14 protein-coding genes are annotated in these 18,635 nt (G+C 53.3%); 4 read left to right on the forward strand and 10 right to left on the reverse strand.

Annotated features, from left to right (window positions below; genetic code table 11):
* Positions 1-350 precede the first annotated feature (350 nt).
* From F822_RS04845 to F822_RS04865, 5 genes are all read right to left on the reverse strand, one after another.
* Positions 351-758: a DUF4870 family protein gene (locus F822_RS04845; RefSeq protein WP_025040305.1), complete on the reverse strand. Its 408-nt coding sequence runs from the start codon at positions 756-758 to the stop codon at positions 351-353.
* 105 nt (positions 759-863) lie between these two features.
* Complete coding sequence (locus F822_RS04850; protein WP_025040306.1) at positions 864-1,673, reverse strand: MlaA family lipoprotein; 810 nt, start codon at positions 1,671-1,673, stop codon at positions 864-866.
* A gap of 363 nt (positions 1,674-2,036) precedes the next feature.
* Positions 2,037-3,191 (reverse strand): cysteine desulfurase family protein, encoded by a 1,155-nt coding sequence (locus tag F822_RS04855; protein WP_025040307.1) that lies wholly within the window; start codon positions 3,189-3,191, stop codon positions 2,037-2,039.
* An 81-nt stretch (positions 3,192-3,272) separates the two neighbouring features.
* Positions 3,273-3,743, reverse strand: a complete 471-nt coding sequence (iscR, locus tag F822_RS04860; protein WP_025040308.1) for a Fe-S cluster assembly transcriptional regulator IscR — start codon at positions 3,741-3,743, stop codon at positions 3,273-3,275.
* A gap of 280 nt (positions 3,744-4,023) precedes the next feature.
* Positions 4,024-4,806 (reverse strand): RNA methyltransferase, encoded by a 783-nt coding sequence (locus tag F822_RS04865; RefSeq protein WP_025040309.1) that lies wholly within the window; start codon positions 4,804-4,806, stop codon positions 4,024-4,026.
* Between the two features lie 228 nt (positions 4,807-5,034).
* Here F822_RS04865 and F822_RS04870 point away from each other — a divergent pair, with 228 nt between their 5' ends.
* The 4 genes from F822_RS04870 to mutS all read left to right on the forward strand — a co-directional run bounded on the left by F822_RS04870 (position 5,035) and on the right by mutS (position 13,648).
* Complete coding sequence (locus F822_RS04870) at positions 5,035-5,844, forward strand: inositol monophosphatase family protein (RefSeq protein WP_025040310.1); 810 nt, start codon at positions 5,035-5,037, stop codon at positions 5,842-5,844.
* Between the two features lie 49 nt (positions 5,845-5,893).
* On the forward strand, positions 5,894-7,936 hold the full coding sequence (locus F822_RS04875) for an amylo-alpha-1,6-glucosidase (protein ID WP_025040311.1): 2,043 nt from the start codon (positions 5,894-5,896) through the stop codon (positions 7,934-7,936).
* Positions 7,937-7,942: 6 nt separating this feature from the next.
* Positions 7,943-10,642, forward strand: coding sequence for an MGH1-like glycoside hydrolase domain-containing protein (locus F822_RS04880; protein WP_025040312.1), 2,700 nt, complete (start codon positions 7,943-7,945; stop codon positions 10,640-10,642).
* A 360-nt stretch (positions 10,643-11,002) separates the two neighbouring features.
* Positions 11,003-13,648, forward strand: coding sequence for a DNA mismatch repair protein MutS (gene mutS, locus F822_RS04885; RefSeq protein ID WP_025040313.1), 2,646 nt, complete (start codon positions 11,003-11,005; stop codon positions 13,646-13,648).
* Between the two features lie 266 nt (positions 13,649-13,914).
* On the opposite strand, the gene F822_RS04890 is transcribed toward mutS, so the two are convergent.
* From F822_RS04890 to bamA, 5 genes are all read right to left on the reverse strand, one after another.
* The gene (locus F822_RS04890; protein ID WP_025040314.1) at positions 13,915-14,394 is read right to left on the reverse strand and encodes an FKBP-type peptidyl-prolyl cis-trans isomerase; all 480 of its coding nucleotides are present in this window, start codon (positions 14,392-14,394) and stop codon (positions 13,915-13,917) included.
* Positions 14,395-14,614: 220 nt separating this feature from the next.
* Positions 14,615-15,205, reverse strand: coding sequence for a ribonuclease HII (gene rnhB / locus F822_RS04895; protein ID WP_025040315.1), 591 nt, complete (start codon positions 15,203-15,205; stop codon positions 14,615-14,617).
* A 63-nt stretch (positions 15,206-15,268) separates the two neighbouring features.
* Complete coding sequence (fabZ, locus tag F822_RS04900; RefSeq protein ID WP_025040316.1) at positions 15,269-15,706, reverse strand: 3-hydroxyacyl-ACP dehydratase FabZ; 438 nt, start codon at positions 15,704-15,706, stop codon at positions 15,269-15,271.
* A gap of 89 nt (positions 15,707-15,795) precedes the next feature.
* A complete protein-coding gene (locus F822_RS04905) occupies positions 15,796-16,326 on the reverse strand; it encodes an OmpH/Skp family outer membrane protein (RefSeq protein ID WP_025040317.1) in 531 nt (176 codons plus the stop codon).
* 26 nt (positions 16,327-16,352) lie between these two features.
* Positions 16,353-18,635 carry an outer membrane protein assembly factor BamA gene (gene bamA, locus F822_RS04910; protein ID WP_025040318.1) on the reverse strand — a complete coding sequence of 761 codons (2,283 nt, stop codon included), beginning with the start codon at positions 18,633-18,635 and terminating at the stop codon, positions 16,353-16,355.

Here is an 18,635-nt window from a genome sequence, read left to right on the forward strand (position 1 = left end):
GTATCGGTTGTCGTATCGGAAGAATATGTCTCGCAATGCATAGCCGAGAGTGTGCGTTTAGCCGCGATGTATTGACGTTTTTAGGCTCGTTTCCAGGACACCATCTCTGCTATTGAAAGCTTAGGCTGGTGAGATGTTAATGCCCGAGAACAGGTGGTTCTGTACGGCGACACACATAGGTACGAGGCCTCGTGGATCAAATCAGTGGAAGAAAGCTCGGGGTGACCATGATGGCAGTAAAACCATCAATGGATGGGATAAACGAGTCGAGCATACCCAGCCCACCGTACAAACTTGAATTGAGGACGTGTAGCGGATCGGGGAATGTTTCGATCCGATGGGATGCCGGTTCAGAGCGGCATGGACCTGCCTTCATTAAGAGCCATCCAGCCGCGCCTGACGCGGTAGATGACCCAGATACCCGTACCTACCGCGAGTATGTATGCAAATGTGATACCGATGACTGTTGCAAAAGGCATTGCCGCAATGACCAACCAGGGCAAGGCATACCAGAACGTCCGTATTTGCCAGCGGAAATGGGAATCAAGATAAGTGTGGCGTACTTCTTTACGCTTCAGATAGTTAAGGATCACAGCGATAATTGAAGGCCAGCCGCTGAGAAATGTCGCAATGATAAGCGCCGGCCCTAGAATACCCATCAGGACGCTGAAACCATACAATAAATAAATGATGTGCGTAAGACGAACGAGGCCCGCCGGAGGGACGGTAAGCACAACTCGGGGGTTGAATTCGCTCATGTTTTGAATATCCGCCTCCGGGTGAATAATCGCGCGAAACCCGGCCTGGAAGATGAGGTGTTTGCGATATCATCGCGCAAACACCCTTGGGTACCTTTGGTGCTACTATAATTTATCCACAGATTTATCCGTCGATTTATCGGCAGATTTATCCTCAGACTGATCCTCGGCGGGTTGATCGTAAGCTTCGGGTGGCGGCTCCCCGTCATAAATCACGTGCTTGCGCTGCTGCAAGTACGCATCGCGCACAAAGAGATAAGGCTCCAGCGCTGCCTGGTCACGAATGCGCATGGGGCCGGCCAGCCTCGCCCGCTTGTCAATGGCACCGAGAACGCCAAGCGGCACGGTAACAGGTGCGCCGATTACGAAAATACCGGTCCAAAAGAGAACATTGGTAAGGGCGGTGACAGGAATCCCCGGTGCATCGCGGTTACTGCTGGGGCCAAGCAGAGGAACAAACAGATAGGTTTTTGCATCAACACCCCATACACCCAGTGTTTGCCCAAAATCTTCGTCGTGCTGCGCCAAACCCATAGGTGACGCCATGTCGAAGAGTCCAACGCCGCCAATGGTCGAATTGATGGCAAAACGAAGACTGTCCCGAAATCCCTGCCGTACCTTGCCTTGCAGGAAGTCATTCAGAATGACATTCGGATACTGGAGATTGTCGAAAAAATTCCCGACGGACCGCTGTGCACGATTGGGCAGGTAATCGATATAGAAATTGGCAACCGGCTCCATGATCTTTCGGTCAAGTACATCGGTGAACGTATAGAACTTGCGGTTCATTCTTTCGTAAGGATCGATCGGATCGAACGACTCTGTACTCTGATCGTGCGGGCGTGTGGTAGCGCAACCCGATAGCAGCGCTATACATATCAACAACAGGAGGGAAGTAGAATAATTATGTCTCACGATTGGATAATTAAGTGAAATGACACGGTTGATTAGAACTTCCGAGAATCATTGAGGCATCGATTCCCTCTGGATGAGATCAGAGTATAACCATAAACAGTCAGATAACGGATAAGATTATTCAATTATTCCCGGAAGACAATATTTCCCCGTTTAACGCTTCCTGGTGCCTCCGGCGAGAACGGAAAATATACCGTCAATCATCTTTTCGACTGATAGGCTAAGCATCGACTCATTCTGCAGTTTGCAGTTGTAAGACTACGATACGGGCGGACCCGGAAGAGACCGGCATTCAAGACAAATGCCGTGATCCGCGCTCGACCATAAATCCCACCAGGAGCCCATCCATAATCAAGGTAGTGCTCAAATCGAGGCCATGTTCATTTGCTTTAATTCCTGAACCACGCTACTTAAGGCCTTAAGAAAATCCTCCACCTGTGCCGCTGAATTGCCACCGCCCAAGCTTACACGCACCGCACAGCGCGCCAAGGCGGATTCCACCCCCATCGCGTCCAGGACATGGCTTCTGCCGGGATTTACGCTGGAGCAAGCCGCTCCACTTGCGACTGCAAAACCTGCTTTGTCGAGGCGCACGACCAGCGTGTCGCCTTCGATGTCAGGCAATGCAAAATAGCAGGTATTGGGCAAACGCGCGGCGCCTAACCCGAAAATAACAGCGCCCATCTCAACCAACCCTTGCTCCAGTCGGACGTGCAACGCCGAAATGTGCCCCGTTCTTTCCGCTATCCTTGCCTTGACTAATCCACAGGCCACGCCAAGTCCCACAATGGCAGGAACATTCTCAGTACCGGAGCGCAGCCCATTCTCATGACCGCCACCATAGATAAGGGGCTTAAGTAATAACCGTTTATCGATAATCAACGCCGCCGCGCCCTTGGGTCCATAAATCTTGTGGCCGGACAACGTCAGCGCATGCACATTGAGCGAAGCAAAATCCACAGGTATTTTGCCGAACGCCTGTACTGCGTCAGTATGGACCCAAGCGCCAAGTGATCGCGCTTTCTCGGCAATCGCCGCTACATCCTGAATAACACCCGTTTCGTTGTTTGCGAGCATTACCGATACCAGGCCGGGTTGCCGTTCCGACAAGGCATTATCCAGATCGGCCACATCTACCCGCCCCAGGCTATCTACTGTCAACCGATGCAAATTCCAGCCATACGGGTTCCGGACCAGTGCTTGGGCGGATCGCATCACACAGGGATGCTCAACCGCGCTCACGGCAATTCGCGCCGGCTTCAGGTAACCTGCCGCTCCCTGGATGAACAGGTTATTCGCTTCCGACCCGCCACTCGTGAAAACAACCTGCGCCGGTTGCACACCTACCGAATCCGCCACCCGCTCCCGCGCCTGATTCACTGCGCGGCGGGCAGCCACGCCTGGCGCATGACGACTGGAAGGATTGCCGTACTCTTTTTGAAAATATGGCAGCATTGCATCCAGCACTGCGTCATCAACCGCGGTCGTGGCGTTATGGTCGAAATAAGCGTAAGTCACTTTCTCCGCTCCCGGCAAATACTGATTTTTGGAACATCTGGTTTGGATAGATATGAGCCGTTTGTCGATATGAGCCCTCACTCAAGCCAGAACCGTTTCATGAGATTTCTTGCAGGCCCTCATGTCTTGCAGTACAGCAATATCCTTTACCTTTGGATTTGCCACGAGCTGATCCAGCGTAACCAACGCCAGATAATCTCGTATCCTGGCATTAAGAGTGGCCCACAGGTCGTGGGTCATACAACGCTGATCGTTATGGCAATTTTCCTTGCCCCCGCATTGCGTTGCATCGATCGGCTCATCCACCGCAAAAATGATGTCTACTACGGATACCTCGTTCATCGGTTTCGTCAAGCGATAGCCGCCGCCCGGTCCGCGCACACTACCCACTAGCTTATTACGACGCAGTTTTCCAAATAATTGCTCCAGATAGGACAACGAAATTTTCTGCCGTTCGCTGATACCCGCCAGCGTAACCGGCCCCTGCGCACTGTGCAACGCAAGATCAATCATCGCGGTTACCGCAAAACGCCCCTTAGTCGTTAATCGCATTTTTCGCTCCCAATAGGATTTATACCAAATTAACATCTGCCGGAGTTATCGGCTTAATACCCGACAACGTTAGTCAAGTATATGAATCCCCTCCATCCCGGTCAACTATTTTGTTCAGCTAATTTGAATCAAACTTGACCGTTGTCAACTTTTCTCCGCTTTACCGGCCTGATAACCTCTGGCTTGGTTCTTGCGGAGCGCGTTGCGGCAAAAGTAATTGGATGATGAGGGTGAAAGCAAAGATAGGGAAATCCGACAGGCTGCCAGATAACTACAGGTTCTAATCCAGATTTTCCGGAGTAGCGGTCGAACTGTTTGAAGAAATACGCTGATGCGCGGCCTGCATCTGTTTTTCGCAAGCACCCAGCATACCACGCAAAATATTGACTTCTTCCTTTTCCAGGTGGGTGCGGGCAAACATCCGTCGAATTCGCTGCATCAACCGTTTTGGTTGCAGCGGATCCAGAAAACCGCTATTGATCGCGACCCGCTCCAGGTGATGGTAAAGTAATTCGATTTCATCAAAGCCTGCTGGCACGCCAGTCGTTGATAAAGGCTCGATCGATGGGAGCGCCATACGTAATTCATACGCCATCAATTGCACAGCGCTGGCGAGATTAAGGGAGGAATATTCGGGATTCGCGGGAATATGCAGGATAATTTGGCACTTGCTTACTTCCGGCGTAGTGAGACCGGACATTTCTGTACCAAAAACCAGTGCTACCGGATTTTGCCGAGCATGACAGAGCAGTTCCTGCGCTCCCCGGCGGGCATCAAAAACTTCATGCGAAAGATCGCGCTGGCGTGCGGTAATTGCCGCCGCCAGAACCGTGCCGCTTAGAGCCTCGTCAAGATCCCGGCAAACCTTGGCATTATTGAGCACGCTCCACGCGCCGGCGGCGCGTCTTTCCGCTTCCTTGTCTGGAAACGATCTGGGATTCACCAGATAGAGCGAATCCAGCCCCATCGTCTTCATTGCTCTCGCCGCCGCGCCGATATTGCCCGGATGGCTGGTATGGCTTAATACCACGCGAACATTGTCAAGTGGATCGGTAAGATTCATATCAAGTCCGGATAAGGCAATTGATCGCTCATTTCAGTTCAACCTAAATCCGGCAGTTGGACGGGGTGGAGTGGGCGGTTTTTGGGGTGCAGAGCAAAGACTTTTTGTGCCACTTGACCTTCACTTTGCCCGGTGGGCTGAACCGTTACAGGACAGATCGAGCACTCCACCCCGCCTTATTGCCGGATTTAGGTTAAGATTCACGCTCATCCACTCTGAATCCAGCCAATGCATCCTATGCTCACCATTGCGGTAAAAGCCGCACGCCGCGCAGGCAGTATCATCAATCGTGCCGCGCAGAATCTCGATTTGCTGCATGTCTCGCGTAAAGCGCACAGCGATTTTGTCAGTGAAGTGGACGGTGCGGCTGAAGAAGCCATTATCGGGGTACTGCTGGATGCCTACCCGAATCATTCCATTCTAGCAGAAGAAAGCGGCGCTCAAGGTGATCCGGGCAAGTCCGAGTACCAATGGATTATCGACCCGCTCGATGGCACCACCAATTTTCTCCATGGCTTTCCGCATTATTCGGTATCCATCGGACTGATGCATAAAAATGTACTATTTCAGGCGGTTGTCTACAACCCGGCCGCCAATGAGCTATTTACCGCCAGCCGTGGTGCGGGGGCCTATCTGAACGATCATCGTTTACGTGTGAGCAAGCGCGCTCAGCTCGCTGATTCCCTGATTGGCACGGGCTTTCCGTTCCGCGAGTTTACGCATGCTGAAGCGTATCTTGCGATGTTCAAGGATATCATGCCCAGGGTCGCCGGCATTCGTCGCCCCGGCTCGGCCGCGCTGGACCTGGCCTACGTAGCCGCGGGCCGCTATGACGGCTTCTGGGAATTTGGTCTCTCTCCCTGGGATATGGCTGCCGGTTGCCTTCTTATTACCGAAGCCGGCGGACTCGTGGGTGACATGGAAGGTAACGACTCTTATTTGCAGAGCGGTAACGTGCTTGCGGGAAATCCGAGAATTTTCGGACAACTGTTGCAGGTGATTGCACCGCATCTGACAGCCGAACTGAAAACGAACTAAAGACACAAGCGGAAAGGAATTTTCATGCATTTGATTTGAAGTAGCGAAAATGGAGCCGCCCAAATTCGTTCACTTCGGCCGTGCCATCTGCTGCGATCTTGACCAAGCCAGCCGGCGCGAATGGTGGCTCGCAAATGGCCTCGGCGGGTATGCTGGCGGCACGATTGCGCAATGTCTGACTCGTCGTTATCACGGTCTCCTGATCGCTGCCGCACATCCTCCTCTCGGCCGTCGCCTGGTTTTTGCCAAGGCCGACGCCACCTTGCATGACAACGAGCGTAGCTGGCCGCTGTTCACCAATTGCTGGGGCAGTGGTGCGGTTGAGCCCCAGGGACTCATACATATCGAATCGTTCCGACTGGATGGCGGTATACCGGTCTGGCGCTTTGCCGTTGGCGATCTGATCCTGGAGCAATGCATCTGGATGGAACGGGCGGAGCAGACGACCTGTATTGCCTGGCGCCTGATTCAGGCCGTGGAGCGTCCCGTGCATCTCGGCATCGACCTGCTCGTGAATAGCCGCGATCATCATGGCGAAAGCCAGCCACAGGAATTCGCCCCCCTTATTGAAGGCGATGAAAAGCATATCAGCGTCAGGCACCCCGGTGGACCGCCACTACATTTTCACACCCATGATGGCCAACTCTTCCGCAGGCATCAGTGGATCAAGGATTTCGACCTTCCGCAGGAACGCGAGCGGGGGCTTCCAGACCGCGACGCGCACTTTTGTGCTGCGCATTTGCGTTTGCAGCTAAGCATTGAATGGAGCGGCCTGATCGCGACCTTGGCGGATGGTTCTCCACTGCACTGCGATACCCTGCTGCTGCGCCGCCGCGCTCATGATGCCGCGCGGCTGGCAACCGCCGTGGCGCAAACATCGGAATTACGCTGTGCGCCGCCGTGGATCCATCAGCTTGTCGTGGCCGCAGACAGTTTTCCGATAGTACGGCCATTGAAGGAAGAAGAGGGAAACAAACAGAAGCGCGGAGAGTCGATTATCGCGGGCTACCCCTGGTTCAGCGACTGGGGGCGCGATGCGATGATCGCGCTGCCAGGGTTGATGCTTGTTACCGGACGCCATGCTTCTGCCCGGAGCATCCTCATGACGTTTGCCCGTTTTATCGATCAGGGCATGCTTCCGAATACATTCCCGGATAGTGGCGGACTACCGCAATACAATACTGTCGATGGTGCGCTATGGTACTTCGAGGCCTGGCGCGCCTATATCGCCGCCAGCCATGACATCGCGGCACTGCGGGAAATTTATCCCTTACTCCAGGCGATGGTGGAGTGGCATGTGCGAGGCACCCGCCACGGTATTATTGTCGACTCCGCGGATGGCCTGTTGCGTGCGGGCGAACCCGGCATGCAACTGACCTGGATGGATGCCAAGGTGAACGATCAGGTGATCACGCCGCGGTGCGGAAAACCGGTGGAGATCAACGCGCTATGGTTCAACGCGCTCATGTGCATGACGGAGTTCAGCCGCTTGCTGGAAAGAAAGAATCAAGTCTTCAAAACGCTGGCTGCGCATGCGCAATCCGGTTTCTCCCGTTTTCTGAAGCCGGACGCGGGTTTGTACGATGTGCTGGACGGCCCGGATGGAAATGACGGCAGCGTGCGCCCCAACCAGATCATGGCGGTGACCCTGCACTACTCCCCGCTTGCGCCACAGGCACAGGCGCGGGTGGTGGCCGAGACAAGGCGGCATTTGCTCACTTCTTACGGTTTACGCTCGTTGTCCCCGGAATATCCCGGTTACCGTTCCCGCTATGGAGGCGGTGTATGGGAGCGAGATTCCGCGTATCATCAGGGTACGGTCTGGAGCTGGTTACTGCCTCATTATGCGATGGCGGAGTATCGGGTCACGGGCGATGCCGAGATGGCTCAATCCCGCCTGGCTCCCTTTCGTGATCACCTGCTGGATGCGGGGCTGGGTACAATATCGGAAATTTTCGACGGCGAACCACCTCATGCTTCGCGTGGCGCCCCGTCACAAGCATGGAGCGTGGCCTGCGTACTAGAAGCCTGGGTCAAGCTGGAGCGTGCTCGATCGGTGGGGAAAGAAAGCACGGCAAAAGAAGAGGAGTAATGGTCAATGTCCACGAAACTGGATGCCGAACGGCAACGGCTGGAGAATCAGCGGCAAGGCAGAGAAGCTTGGCGTTTGTGGGGACCCTATCTGTCCGAGCGCGCCTGGGGCACGGTTCGCGAAGACTATAGTCCGGATGGCACCGCCTGGGAATATTTTGATCACGACCAATCCCGTTCCCGAGCCTATCGCTGGAATGAGGACGGTCTCGGCGGGATTTCGGACGAGGTACAGCATCTCTGTTTCGGACTGGCGCTCTGGAATGGCAAGGATGCCATTCTCAAAGAGCGCGCTTTCGGCCTTACCGGAAACCAGGGAAATCGAGGCGAAGATGTAAAAGAATGCTATTTCTATCTTGATGCGACGCCTTCGCATTCCTGGCTCCATTACCTCTATAAATATCCCCAGTCTCCATTCCCCTATGCTCGACTGGTGGATGAAAACGCTCGCCGTTCCCGCAAAGATCCCCCTTTTAGTCTGATCGATAGCGGCGCTTTCGCCGACGGACGCTATTGGGACGTGGAAGTATTCTACGCAAAGGCATCTCCCGACGAGTTACGCATCCGCATACTCGCCAGTAATCGCGGACCAGATGAAGCTATCCTGTGGTTGTTGCCGCAACTCTGGTTTCGAAATTATTGGTCGTGGTCGGGAAAAAACGAAGTGAAACCGGTCTTGCACGCCATGCCCGCACCCGACGGCGCTGCCTGGGCAGTCATGGCCGAGCATCCGGCACTCGGAAATTACAATCTCTACGGGCAACAGCGCGCCAACGTCCTTTATACCGAAAATGAGAGCAACAGCTCCCGCTTGTGGGGCGCGCCCAATGCAGGGCCTTATGTCAAAGACGCATTTCATCGCTACCTGGTGGATGGTGAACATACGGCAGTGAATCCGGCACAGCAGGGAACCAAGTTCGGTGCAATGCACAGACTCACTATTGAGCCAGGCAAGACCGGAATGATCGACCTGGTGCTGTCGGCCGCACCCCTGCCTCAGCCATTCGCAGACCAAGATCAGATTTTTGTCCAACGTCGCGCCGAAGCGGATGGTTTTTTCAAGACCTTGCTACCCGATGCTACCAGTCAGGATAAGCGCATCCTGCGCCAGTCATTAGCAGGCATGATATGGAACAAGCAGTTCTTTCACTATGATGTCTCCGACTGGCTGAAAGGCGACGGAGCAACCCCATCGCCGTCGAGGAAGCACGGACGCAATCACAACTGGAGTCATCTCAAGGCAAGCCACGTTATTTCCATGCCGGACACTTGGGAATTTCCCTGGTTTGCCGCTTGGGATCTCGCCTTCCATTGCGCAGTGCTGGCGCTCGTCGATGTTGATTTTGCGAAAGAGCAAATCGAACTGCTGCTGAATGAAAACTATCTGCACCCCAACGGCCAGATCCCGGCGTACGAGTGGGCGTTCGGCGACGTGAACCCCCCAGTGCAGGCGATGGGCGCGCTCAAGGTATTTCGCGCGGAGCGGGTACAGCGCGGCAAAGGCGATACTGCTTTTCTCAAACGCGTGCTGCACAAGCTATTGCTGAATCACACCTGGTGGATTAACCTGAAGGATGCCACTGGCATAAACGTGTTCGAAGGCGGTTTTCTCGGGTTGGACAACATTTCGGTATACGATCGCTCCCGACCGTTGCCGCCCGGCTATACGTTGAAGCAAGCCGACGCTACCGGCTGGATGGCGATGTTTTCCCTGCAACTCACGGTGATGGCACTAGAAATCGCCGTTGAAGACCCAGCCTATGAAAATATTGCAATTCAGTCCTACAGCCAGTTTTTGGCGATTGCCAATACGATTGCCGGTCATACCGGTGCGGGCGTATCGCTATGGGACAATGTAGATGGCTTCTTCAAGGATCTCGTGGTCGAACCGAATGGCGACATACATCGTATCGATGTTTTTTCCTGGGTTGGCATCATTCCACTATTTGCCTGCGAGGTGATAGACGCGCGGCTGCTTGCAAATTGTGCCCGCTTCAATGCGCTCCTCTGGGAGCATAAAGGCGGCATGTTTGACGGAAGCATCATCTGCGCCTGCCCGACAGATACGAATGAGCGCGGGGAGCACTTGTTGTCGGTGGTGGCCCCTTCCATGCTGGTGAAAATGCTGCCGCGTATTTTTAACGAATCGGAGTTTCTTTCCCCGTTTGGCATGCGCAGCGTCTCCAAACGCCATGCCACGGACCGGAATCTGGGCCATATTCCCGGTATCGGCAACGCCGTCATCCGGTATGTGCCGGGGGAATCCGACTCTGGACTATTCGGCGGAAATTCAAACTGGCGTGGGCCGATATGGATGCAAACCAACTATTTACTGGTTCAGGCTATCGAAAAAATGTATCGTTACCTGGGCGATGCCTTTACTTTTCCGGCACCCTGTCTGAACGGCTACGAGATTAATCTCAAATACGCCGCCAATTTGCTGGCCGAGCGGCTTGCAGATATCTTCCGCCGCGACGAATCCGACCTGATTCCAGCCTTTCCTGTCGATAGTCCGCATCAAACCGATCCCCATTGGCGTGACCTGCTGCTGTTTCATGAATATTTTCATGGGGAAACGGGCCAAGGCCTGGGCGCTGCCCATCAAACCGGCTGGAGCGGGCTGGTGGCGAACTTGATTATGCGCCGCTATCATTCAGACATACCGGAGTTCTGGAGACAGCAGACTGCTGATCCGTCGAAACGATAAATTCGCAACAACCAGGATCAAGCAGATCACCCCTGTTGCGTTGATACGCCCTTTCTGTAATACGTGGAAAACAGCGGTTGCTCATTCCGACCGTGAAGCAGCCGATAGTAATACTCCTTATCCTGGCGCCACCCAGGCCGAGCCTGGAAGGGATGCGAAGCATCGAACCAATATTTGAACAACCATCCTCTCATTACCTTGCTCCGCCGACTTCGATCATGCCGGAAACAACAAATGGCTGAATGGCTGGTTAGGAATCAGGTTTTTACGAAGCTATCAGCAGATACTTCCGCGAAATGGGTTTCTGAAGTGGTCTCCCATATAATCCTCCTCTTTTGAAGAACCGAAAAGAGATCAAAGATGAAAACTCCGGGGATAGAAAAACATACTCCCATGATGCAGCAATACCTGCGCATCAAGGCGCAACATCCCGACATGCTGATGTTCTATCGAATGGGGGATTTCTACGAGCTGTTTTTTGAAGATGCGGAAAAGGCGGCCAAGCTGCTTGACATTACCCTTACCCGGCGCGGCACCTCGGGGGGCGAGCCGATCAAGATGGCGGGCGTGCCCTATCATTCCGCCGAGCAGTATCTGGCAAAACTCATCAAGCTTGGCGAATCGGTGGCGATCTGTGAACAGACCGGCGATCCCGCTACGTCCAAGGGCCCGGTGGAACGCCAGGTCATGCGGATTCTTACGCCCGGTACGCTGACCGATTCGGCGTTGCTGGATGAAAAACGGGAAAGCATTTTGCTTGCCCTGTGCGTGCATGAAACAACGCTGGGGCTGGCATGGCTCAATCTGGCGGCGGGGCAATTCTGGGTATTGGAAACATCGCTCGATAATTTGGCAAACGAGCTTGAACGCCTGAAGCCGGCGGAGATTCTTTTGCCGGATTCGCTGGATACGCTTGTCGGGCTCAATGGTGCGGGTGCATCCAAAACGTCTCTTAAGCGTCTGCCTTTTTGGCAGTTCGACGTCGAGGCTGCTGTTCGCATTCTCTCTCGCCAACTGGGAACCCATGACCTTTCCGGTTTCGGTTGCGAAGGCCTGCATTCGTCGCTGGGCGCGGCCGGTGCGTTGCTGGAATACGCCCGCCTCACGCAAGGCAGCAGTATCGCCCATATCAAGGCATTGCGGGTGGAGCGGGACAACGCCTATTTGCGCATGGACGCTGTCACTCGCCGCAATCTGGAAATTTCCGAAACCATACTTGGCGGTGCGTCGCCCACTCTGTTATCCCTGTTCGATACCTGCTCGACCAATATGGGCAGCCGTCTGTTGCGGCACTGGCTGCATCATCCCCTGCGCGACCGGGCAGCGATTCAGAACCGGCTTGACAGCGTATCGTTTTTAATCGGCGAAGCGGGCTCAGGACCCTACCTTTCCGTTCGAGGATGCCTCAAGCGGGTTGCCGACATCGAGCGTATCACCGCCCGTATCGGGCTGGGATCGGCCCGTCCACGGGATTTGTCCGGATTGCGCGATAGTCTCAAACGGCTGCCGGAAGCGATTGTGGCTATCGCTGATATCGCCGCTATTGCTGAAGTCATGAACGGCATTGGCGAACATATTGCCGCGCTGGCGCGATCGATGACCCCGGATACCAAGCTTGTCGGGCTTCTGGAAGCGTCCTTGCGCGAAGAGCCAGAGGTTGTGCTGCGCACAGGCGGCGTGATCGCGGATGGCTACGACGCCGAGCTAGATGAGTTGCGCGCCATACAGAACAATTGCGGTGAATTTTTGCTGCAACTCGAAACACAGGAAAAAGCACGCACCGGCATTCCGAATCTCAAAGTGGAATACAACCGGCTGCACGGTTTTTATATCGAAGTGACGCACGCGCACACCGAGAAAATCCCGGAGGACTACCGTAGAAGGCAAACGCTGAAGAATGCCGAGCGCTATATTACGCCAGAGCTCAAGGTTTTTGAAGAAAAGGCGCTCTCCGCGCAGGACCGCGCGCTGGAACGGGAAAAGCTTTTATATTATGAGCTGCTGGAAGGGCTTTTGCCACATATCAGTCATTTGCAGCAGGTCGCCCGCAGTATTGCCGAACTGGATGTATTAGCCGCCTTCGCCGAACGCGCACTGGCTCTGGACTATATCGTGCCGACCTTCACCGATGAAGCCGTTATTGAAATTGAAGCGGGCCGTCATCCGGTGGTGGAAAAACAGGTGGAAAATTTCATTGCCAACAATGTTCGGCTCGGCGCTTACGGCGATGCCGGACGGCAAATGCTCGTTATTACCGGCCCTAACATGGGTGGAAAATCCACCTATATGCGACAAGTCGCACTGATTGCGTTACTCGCACATTGCGGCAGCTACGTACCGGCAAAAAATGCGCGCTTCGGTCCGCTGGATCAGGTTTTTACCCGTATCGGCGCTTCGGATGATCTGGCCGGGGGGCGCTCGACCTTCATGATGGAAATGACGGAAGCCGCCAATATCCTGCATAACGCCACTGCACAAAGCCTGGTGTTGATGGATGAGATAGGACGGGGAACTTCTACTTTCGATGGCTTGGCGCTGGCCTTTGCGATTGCCAGATATCTATTGAAGTACAACCGCTGTTACACATTGTTCGCGACCCACTATTTTGAACTGACGAGGCTCGCGGAGGATTTTACGCAGGCTGCCAACGTGCACCTGCGTGCAGTGGAACACAAGCATCATATTGTATTCCTGCACTCGGTCGATGAGGGGGCTGCGAGTCAGAGCTACGGGCTTCAAGTGGCTGCGCTGGCCGGGGTGCCGGAGCAAGTGATCAGAACCGCAAGAAAATATCTGGCGAAACTTGAGGAAGAAGCGGTTGGCAGACACCCACAACGGGATTTGTTCGCGGCAGCATCGGCCACCGCAAAAGAAAACCCGCAAACCCTGCCCGAACACTCCGTACTCAAACTGCTACGCGCCATCGTCCCGGACGAGCTAAGCCCGAAGCAAGCGCTGGAAGAACTCTATGCGTTGAAAAAAGCCGCAGAGAAAGACCGGTTCTAGTTACTGCGGGTTCGCGGATTTCTCTTCAACCTAAATCCGGTAGTTGGACGGGGTGAAGTGTACGGTTTTTGGGGTGCAGGGCAAGACGCAACGACGCGGAATGGTCGTTCCATTCCAAGGAGTTGCAACGCAGCCATGTGCCCCAAAAACTGTGCAATTCACCCCGTAGCGCCCTCACCCGGAAGGTAAGCGTCAAATAATATGAAATATTGTTATTAATCATAACACTGATCTATTAAATGAGCGGTCAACTACCGGATTTAGGTTCAATGTTCGTGCCCATGGGCACCGTGGACGTGGCCGTGAGCCAGTTCCTCTGCGGTGGCGGGCCGTACTGCGGTAACCGTACAATCGAAGCGCAGTGTCACGCCCGCGAATGGATGATTGCCGTCTACTACCACCTTGTCTTCGGCAATGTCGGTTACGGTATAGATAAAGGCATCGTCAGAACCTTCTTCGCCTCCTTCAAACTGCATTCCGACCGTTACGTTGTCCGGAAAAAGATCACGAGGCTCCACTCGCACCAAGTCACTATCGTATTCACCAAAAGTATTTTCCGGCTCCATCAAAACTGAGCAACTATAGCCCACTTCCTTGCGATGCAATTCTTCTTCCACCATCGGGAAGATTCCATCGTAGCCTCCATGCAGGTAGCTGATTGGCGCATCGGGCTCTTCCATGATCTTGCCGGCCAGATCAGATAATTTATAGTTGAGTGACACTACGCTGTCTTTTTCGATTCTCATATTATCAAGGCCACAGGTTAATATAGGTTAATTGTTGCAATAAAGATAAGCGATAATATTTCTTGCGTTATTCTCAAGAAAACCGCTCGCTCCCAAGTATGCGCATATGCTATCAATGTGGCTTATCGAGAGCAACCATAATTGCATTAGTAATTATGAAATGAATAAAGTTCTGCCTCGAGGGAATCTGTATATGGCCAATGCAGCCTTATCCGCAGGTTCACAGGTTTTTACAAGTTCCAATCAATTCTCTGACTGGCTCAAAACTGCGTCGGTGCACTACCGAGATCCCATGAGTCCTTAGCGCCGCAATGTGTCGTTCTGTGGAATATCCTTTATGCTGGTCAAAGCCATAATGTGGAAAGCGCTGGTGTAACGCCACCATCTCCGCGTCACGCGCCGTCTTTGCCAGTATGGAAGCGGCGGAGATCTCGGGTACCAGGCTATCGCCTCTGACGATTGTGGTCACGGGACATCGCAGGCGAGGTTTCTGGTTCCCATCCACCAATACCCTGGAAGGAACCAGAGACAGACTCTCTACAGCACGTTTCATAGCCAGCAAACTTGCCTGAAGAATATTGATTCGATCGATTTCCTTAACCGATGCGAAACCGATAGCCCAGGCGATGGAATGCGCTTTAATGGCAACAGTCAAACTGTTGCGTTTGGCTTCGCTTAGCGTTTTTGAATCCGCCAGGCCCTCAATGCAATAGTCTGGATCGAGTATTACGCAGGCGGCGAATACCGGTCCTGCCAGCGGTCCCCTGCCGGACTCATCCACGCCGCAAACCCAGCTAGATTCGATTGCCATCACTTCTTGCGGCTTCCCTTTCTCAATGCTGGCAACTGCCTGGCCAAAATATTTTCGGCACCATTACTCCTTGCGGCGCATTGTGCACATCAATTCGGCCACGGCAACAGTCCGGCCTTCCACTTCCGCCTGGACAGCATATTTCCAGATTCCAATCCGCTCGCGCAGAATCGTGGCCTTGAGTATCAGTTGGTCACCCGGCACTACCGGCTTCTTGAAACGAGCACCATCTATGCCGACAAAATAGTAAACCGAATTCTCGTCGGTTTCCAGATTCGCGGTCTTGAGCGTCAGAATGGCAGCCGTTTGTGCCAATGCCTCGATTATGAGAACGCCCGGCATAACCGGGTAATGAGGAAAATGACCGCCGAAGAACGGCTCGTTAATGGTCACATTCTTGAGCGCGGTGATGTTCTTCCCCGGATCGCAGGTTAAAACGCGGTCAACGAGTAAAAAAGGATAGCGATGGGGGAGATACTTTAGAATTTCCTGAATATCCATGGGTGATAATATCTCCTGAGTCCGTAATGGTAACAGTCTGGATAAGCAATGCCGACCCCGCGTATTTCCGCAGAGGAACTACCGGACTGCTATTTGTCCGCCAAGGCCTTGATCACCTTCTCGGTAATGTCGACACGCGCACTACGGTAGACGAGATCACGCAGGGGCAATATCAAGTCGTACTTTTCTGCCTCCGCGATTATTTGAATGGCTTTACTGGCGGTCAACTGAAGTGTGGCGACTTCATCGTTCTGGCGCAGGCTCAAGTCTTCGCGCATCTGCCGTTGAGCGCGCTGAAGTTCGCGGTTAAGGGTGGCAAGTTCGCGCTCCTTGCTGCGCCGGTCCGCTTCCGGCATCGCTTTTCCCTCATTTTCAAGAAGGTCCTGCAGCGCCTTGGCCTGTAAAGCCAACTTCTTGATTTCCTGGTCGCGCGGCAAGAATTCCTTTTCTATTTTTTTCAGCGCTCTTACCGCGGGCGCTGATTCGGCTAGAATTCTCTCGGTATCGACAACGCCGATCTTGATCTCATCCGCAAGGGCACCCGTCGATCCCCAGGCAGATGCAAGGATCACGCATGCTGCCGCCGTTAAAGTTCTTAGCCTTAGAACCTTTTGTTTCAATTTTATCTCCGGATTGTTCATTTAATTTAGAACTGCTGCCCAAATTGAAACTGAAACCGCTGTAGACTGTCGCCTGGTTTATCATTCAACGGTTGTGCGGCGCTGACTTTAAGTGGCCCCATCGGTGAAATCCACATTACTGCGACCCCCGCGGAATAACGCAAGCCTTCCTGCTGCGGCCTTTCTCCATCGGGACCCCAGACCGTGCCGCCATCAAGAAATACGCTCAGGCGCACTGTTCGATCGTTTCTCATGCCGGGCATCGGGAACAGTACTTCCACGCTGCCTACACCCCGCTTATTGCCGCCAAGAGCCCTATTGGTCGCGTCACGTGGACCCAGCGAGCTGATGTTATAGCCTCGAACCGAGGTATTGCCACCGGCAAAAAAGTTCTTGAAAAAGGGAAGATCCTTGCCGTTGTAACCGCCACCGTATCCGAATTCGCCCTTCAACATAAGAGTAAAGAGTTCCGTAATAGGATAATACCAACTGAGGTCATAACTCACTTTATAATAGGTCAGATCGCCTCCCGGCAAACCTGCTTCCGCAAATACCCGTTGTGTGGTGCCTTCAGTCGTCCAGATGGCGCTATTGCGGCCATCGCGCCGCCAGCTGAACGTTAGCGGTATATTAATGGTGCTCCGCCCGAATTTTTCCACAAAATTGATGTTACGCTGTGGACTGTTGGCACCTAGATCGATCACCGTATTCTCGATCCCCAATCCACCTATGATTCTGTCGTTTTCGTTGATCGGAACGCCAAAGCGTACACCGGCACCGGTGGTGTCGGTATTGAAGTTCATCACAGACGAAAGCGAACTTGTATTCAGAACTCGCTTATAAAGATCGAACCCGGCGTTAACGCCGTCGCGGGTGAAATAAGGATCGGTATAAGATAGCGAATAGGTCTTGTTTACACGACCGGTATTGATCATGAGATTGACAAATTTACCTGTACCGAAAATGTTGTCCTGGGCAATGGAACCGCTCAGTATCAGTCCCTCCATATTGGAATAACCCGCTCCAAACATTACCGCGCCAGTGGGCTTTTCCTTAACCTCGACGTTCACGTCAATCTGATCGGTAGTACCCGAAACCGCCGGGGTCTCAAGGTTAACGGCAAGGAAAAAATTCAGCCGGTCTATACGTGTCTTGGACTGATTTATCTTGCTGGTCGAATACCATCCTCCTTCGAATTGGCGCATTTCCCGGCGTATCACTTCATCACGGGTGCGGTTATTGCCCGTTATGTTGATACGTCTTACGTACACCCTCCGCCCGGGATCTATAAAAAAAGTAAACGCTACCTGTTGCGTTTCCTTATCCAGTTGAGGCGACGCATTGATATTTGCAAATGCGTATCCATCGTCGCCAAGCCGGTCGGTAATGAGCTTGATGGATTCAGTCAACCGCTCGCGTGAAAAAACTGCACCCTCTTCAATTTTTATAAGCTTGCGCAATTCTTCTTCCGGTACCAGCAGTTCACCGGCGAGCTTTATCTCGGAAACCTTATATTGGGGACCCTCAACGATATTTACCGTAATGTAAATATCCTGCATGTCGGCGGTAATGGAAACCTGGGTGGATTCAATGCTGAACTCCAGATAACCCCGATTGAGATAATAGGATCGTAGCGACTCAAGATCAGCGGAGAGCTTCTGTTTTGAATATTGATCCTCCTTGGTGAACCAGGTGAGCAGACCAGGTGTCCTCAACACGAGCGCGCTCAGCAACTCTTTTTCCTTGAAAGCCCGGTTCCCGACGATATTGATCTTACGAATTTTGGCGGTCTTGCCTTCATCCACATGGAAATTGATTCCGATGCGGTTACGTTCAAGCGGTGTTGTGGTAGTGGTAATTTTTACCCCGTATTTACCACGGCTGATGTACTGCTGCTTGAGTTCGTGTTCGGCTCTTTCCAGCACTGAGCGATCGAATATCCGCGATTCCGCCAACCCAGCCTGTTTCAGCCCTTCTTTCAGTTTATCTTTCTCGAATTCCTTCGCGCCGATAATGCTGATCTGTGCAATAGCGGGACGCTCCTCAACCACAACTATCAAAATGCCGTTTTCAGATTCGAGCCGTACATCCTTGAAAAAACCAGTGGCATAGAGCACCTTGATGGCAGCCGCGGCCTTTTCATCGTCAAGCGTATCTCCCACCTTCACGGGAAGATAACTGAACACTGTCCCCGCCTCGGTTCTCTGTATGCCTTCCACCCGTATGTCTCTCACTACGAATGGCTCACGCGCCCATGAAACCGAAGCGCAGAAGGCAGAAACGAGCGCGACGAGATACCTGACTTTCAT

Origin of the sequence: Nitrosospira briensis C-128 (genome assembly GCF_000619905.2) — a bacterium.
Lineage (GTDB): Bacteria > Pseudomonadota > Gammaproteobacteria > Burkholderiales > Nitrosomonadaceae > Nitrosospira > Nitrosospira briensis.

Coding starts and splice junctions, on each gene's coding strand:
- iscR (WP_025040308.1), bottom strand. CDS start 3,743: ATGCGATTAACGACTAAGGGGCGTTTTGCGGTAACCGCGATGATTGAT.
- rnhB (WP_025040315.1), bottom strand. CDS start 15,205: ATGGCAATCGAATCTAGCTGGGTTTGCGGCGTGGATGAGTCCGGCAGG.
- bamA (WP_025040318.1), bottom strand. CDS start 18,635: ATGAAAGTCAGGTATCTCGTCGCGCTCGTTTCTGCCTTCTGCGCTTCG.
- F822_RS04870 (WP_025040310.1), top strand. CDS start 5,035: ATGCATCCTATGCTCACCATTGCGGTAAAAGCCGCACGCCGCGCAGGC.
- mutS (WP_025040313.1), top strand. CDS start 11,003: ATGAAAACTCCGGGGATAGAAAAACATACTCCCATGATGCAGCAATAC.
- F822_RS04890 (WP_025040314.1), bottom strand. CDS start 14,394: ATGAGAATCGAAAAAGACAGCGTAGTGTCACTCAACTATAAATTATCT.
- F822_RS04880 (WP_025040312.1), top strand. CDS start 7,943: ATGTCCACGAAACTGGATGCCGAACGGCAACGGCTGGAGAATCAGCGG.
- F822_RS04845 (WP_025040305.1), bottom strand. CDS start 758: ATGAGCGAATTCAACCCCCGAGTTGTGCTTACCGTCCCTCCGGCGGGC.
- F822_RS04875 (WP_025040311.1), top strand. CDS start 5,894: ATGGAGCCGCCCAAATTCGTTCACTTCGGCCGTGCCATCTGCTGCGAT.
- fabZ (WP_025040316.1), bottom strand. CDS start 15,706: ATGGATATTCAGGAAATTCTAAAGTATCTCCCCCATCGCTATCCTTTT.
- F822_RS04865 (WP_025040309.1), bottom strand. CDS start 4,806: ATGAATCTTACCGATCCACTTGACAATGTTCGCGTGGTATTAAGCCAT.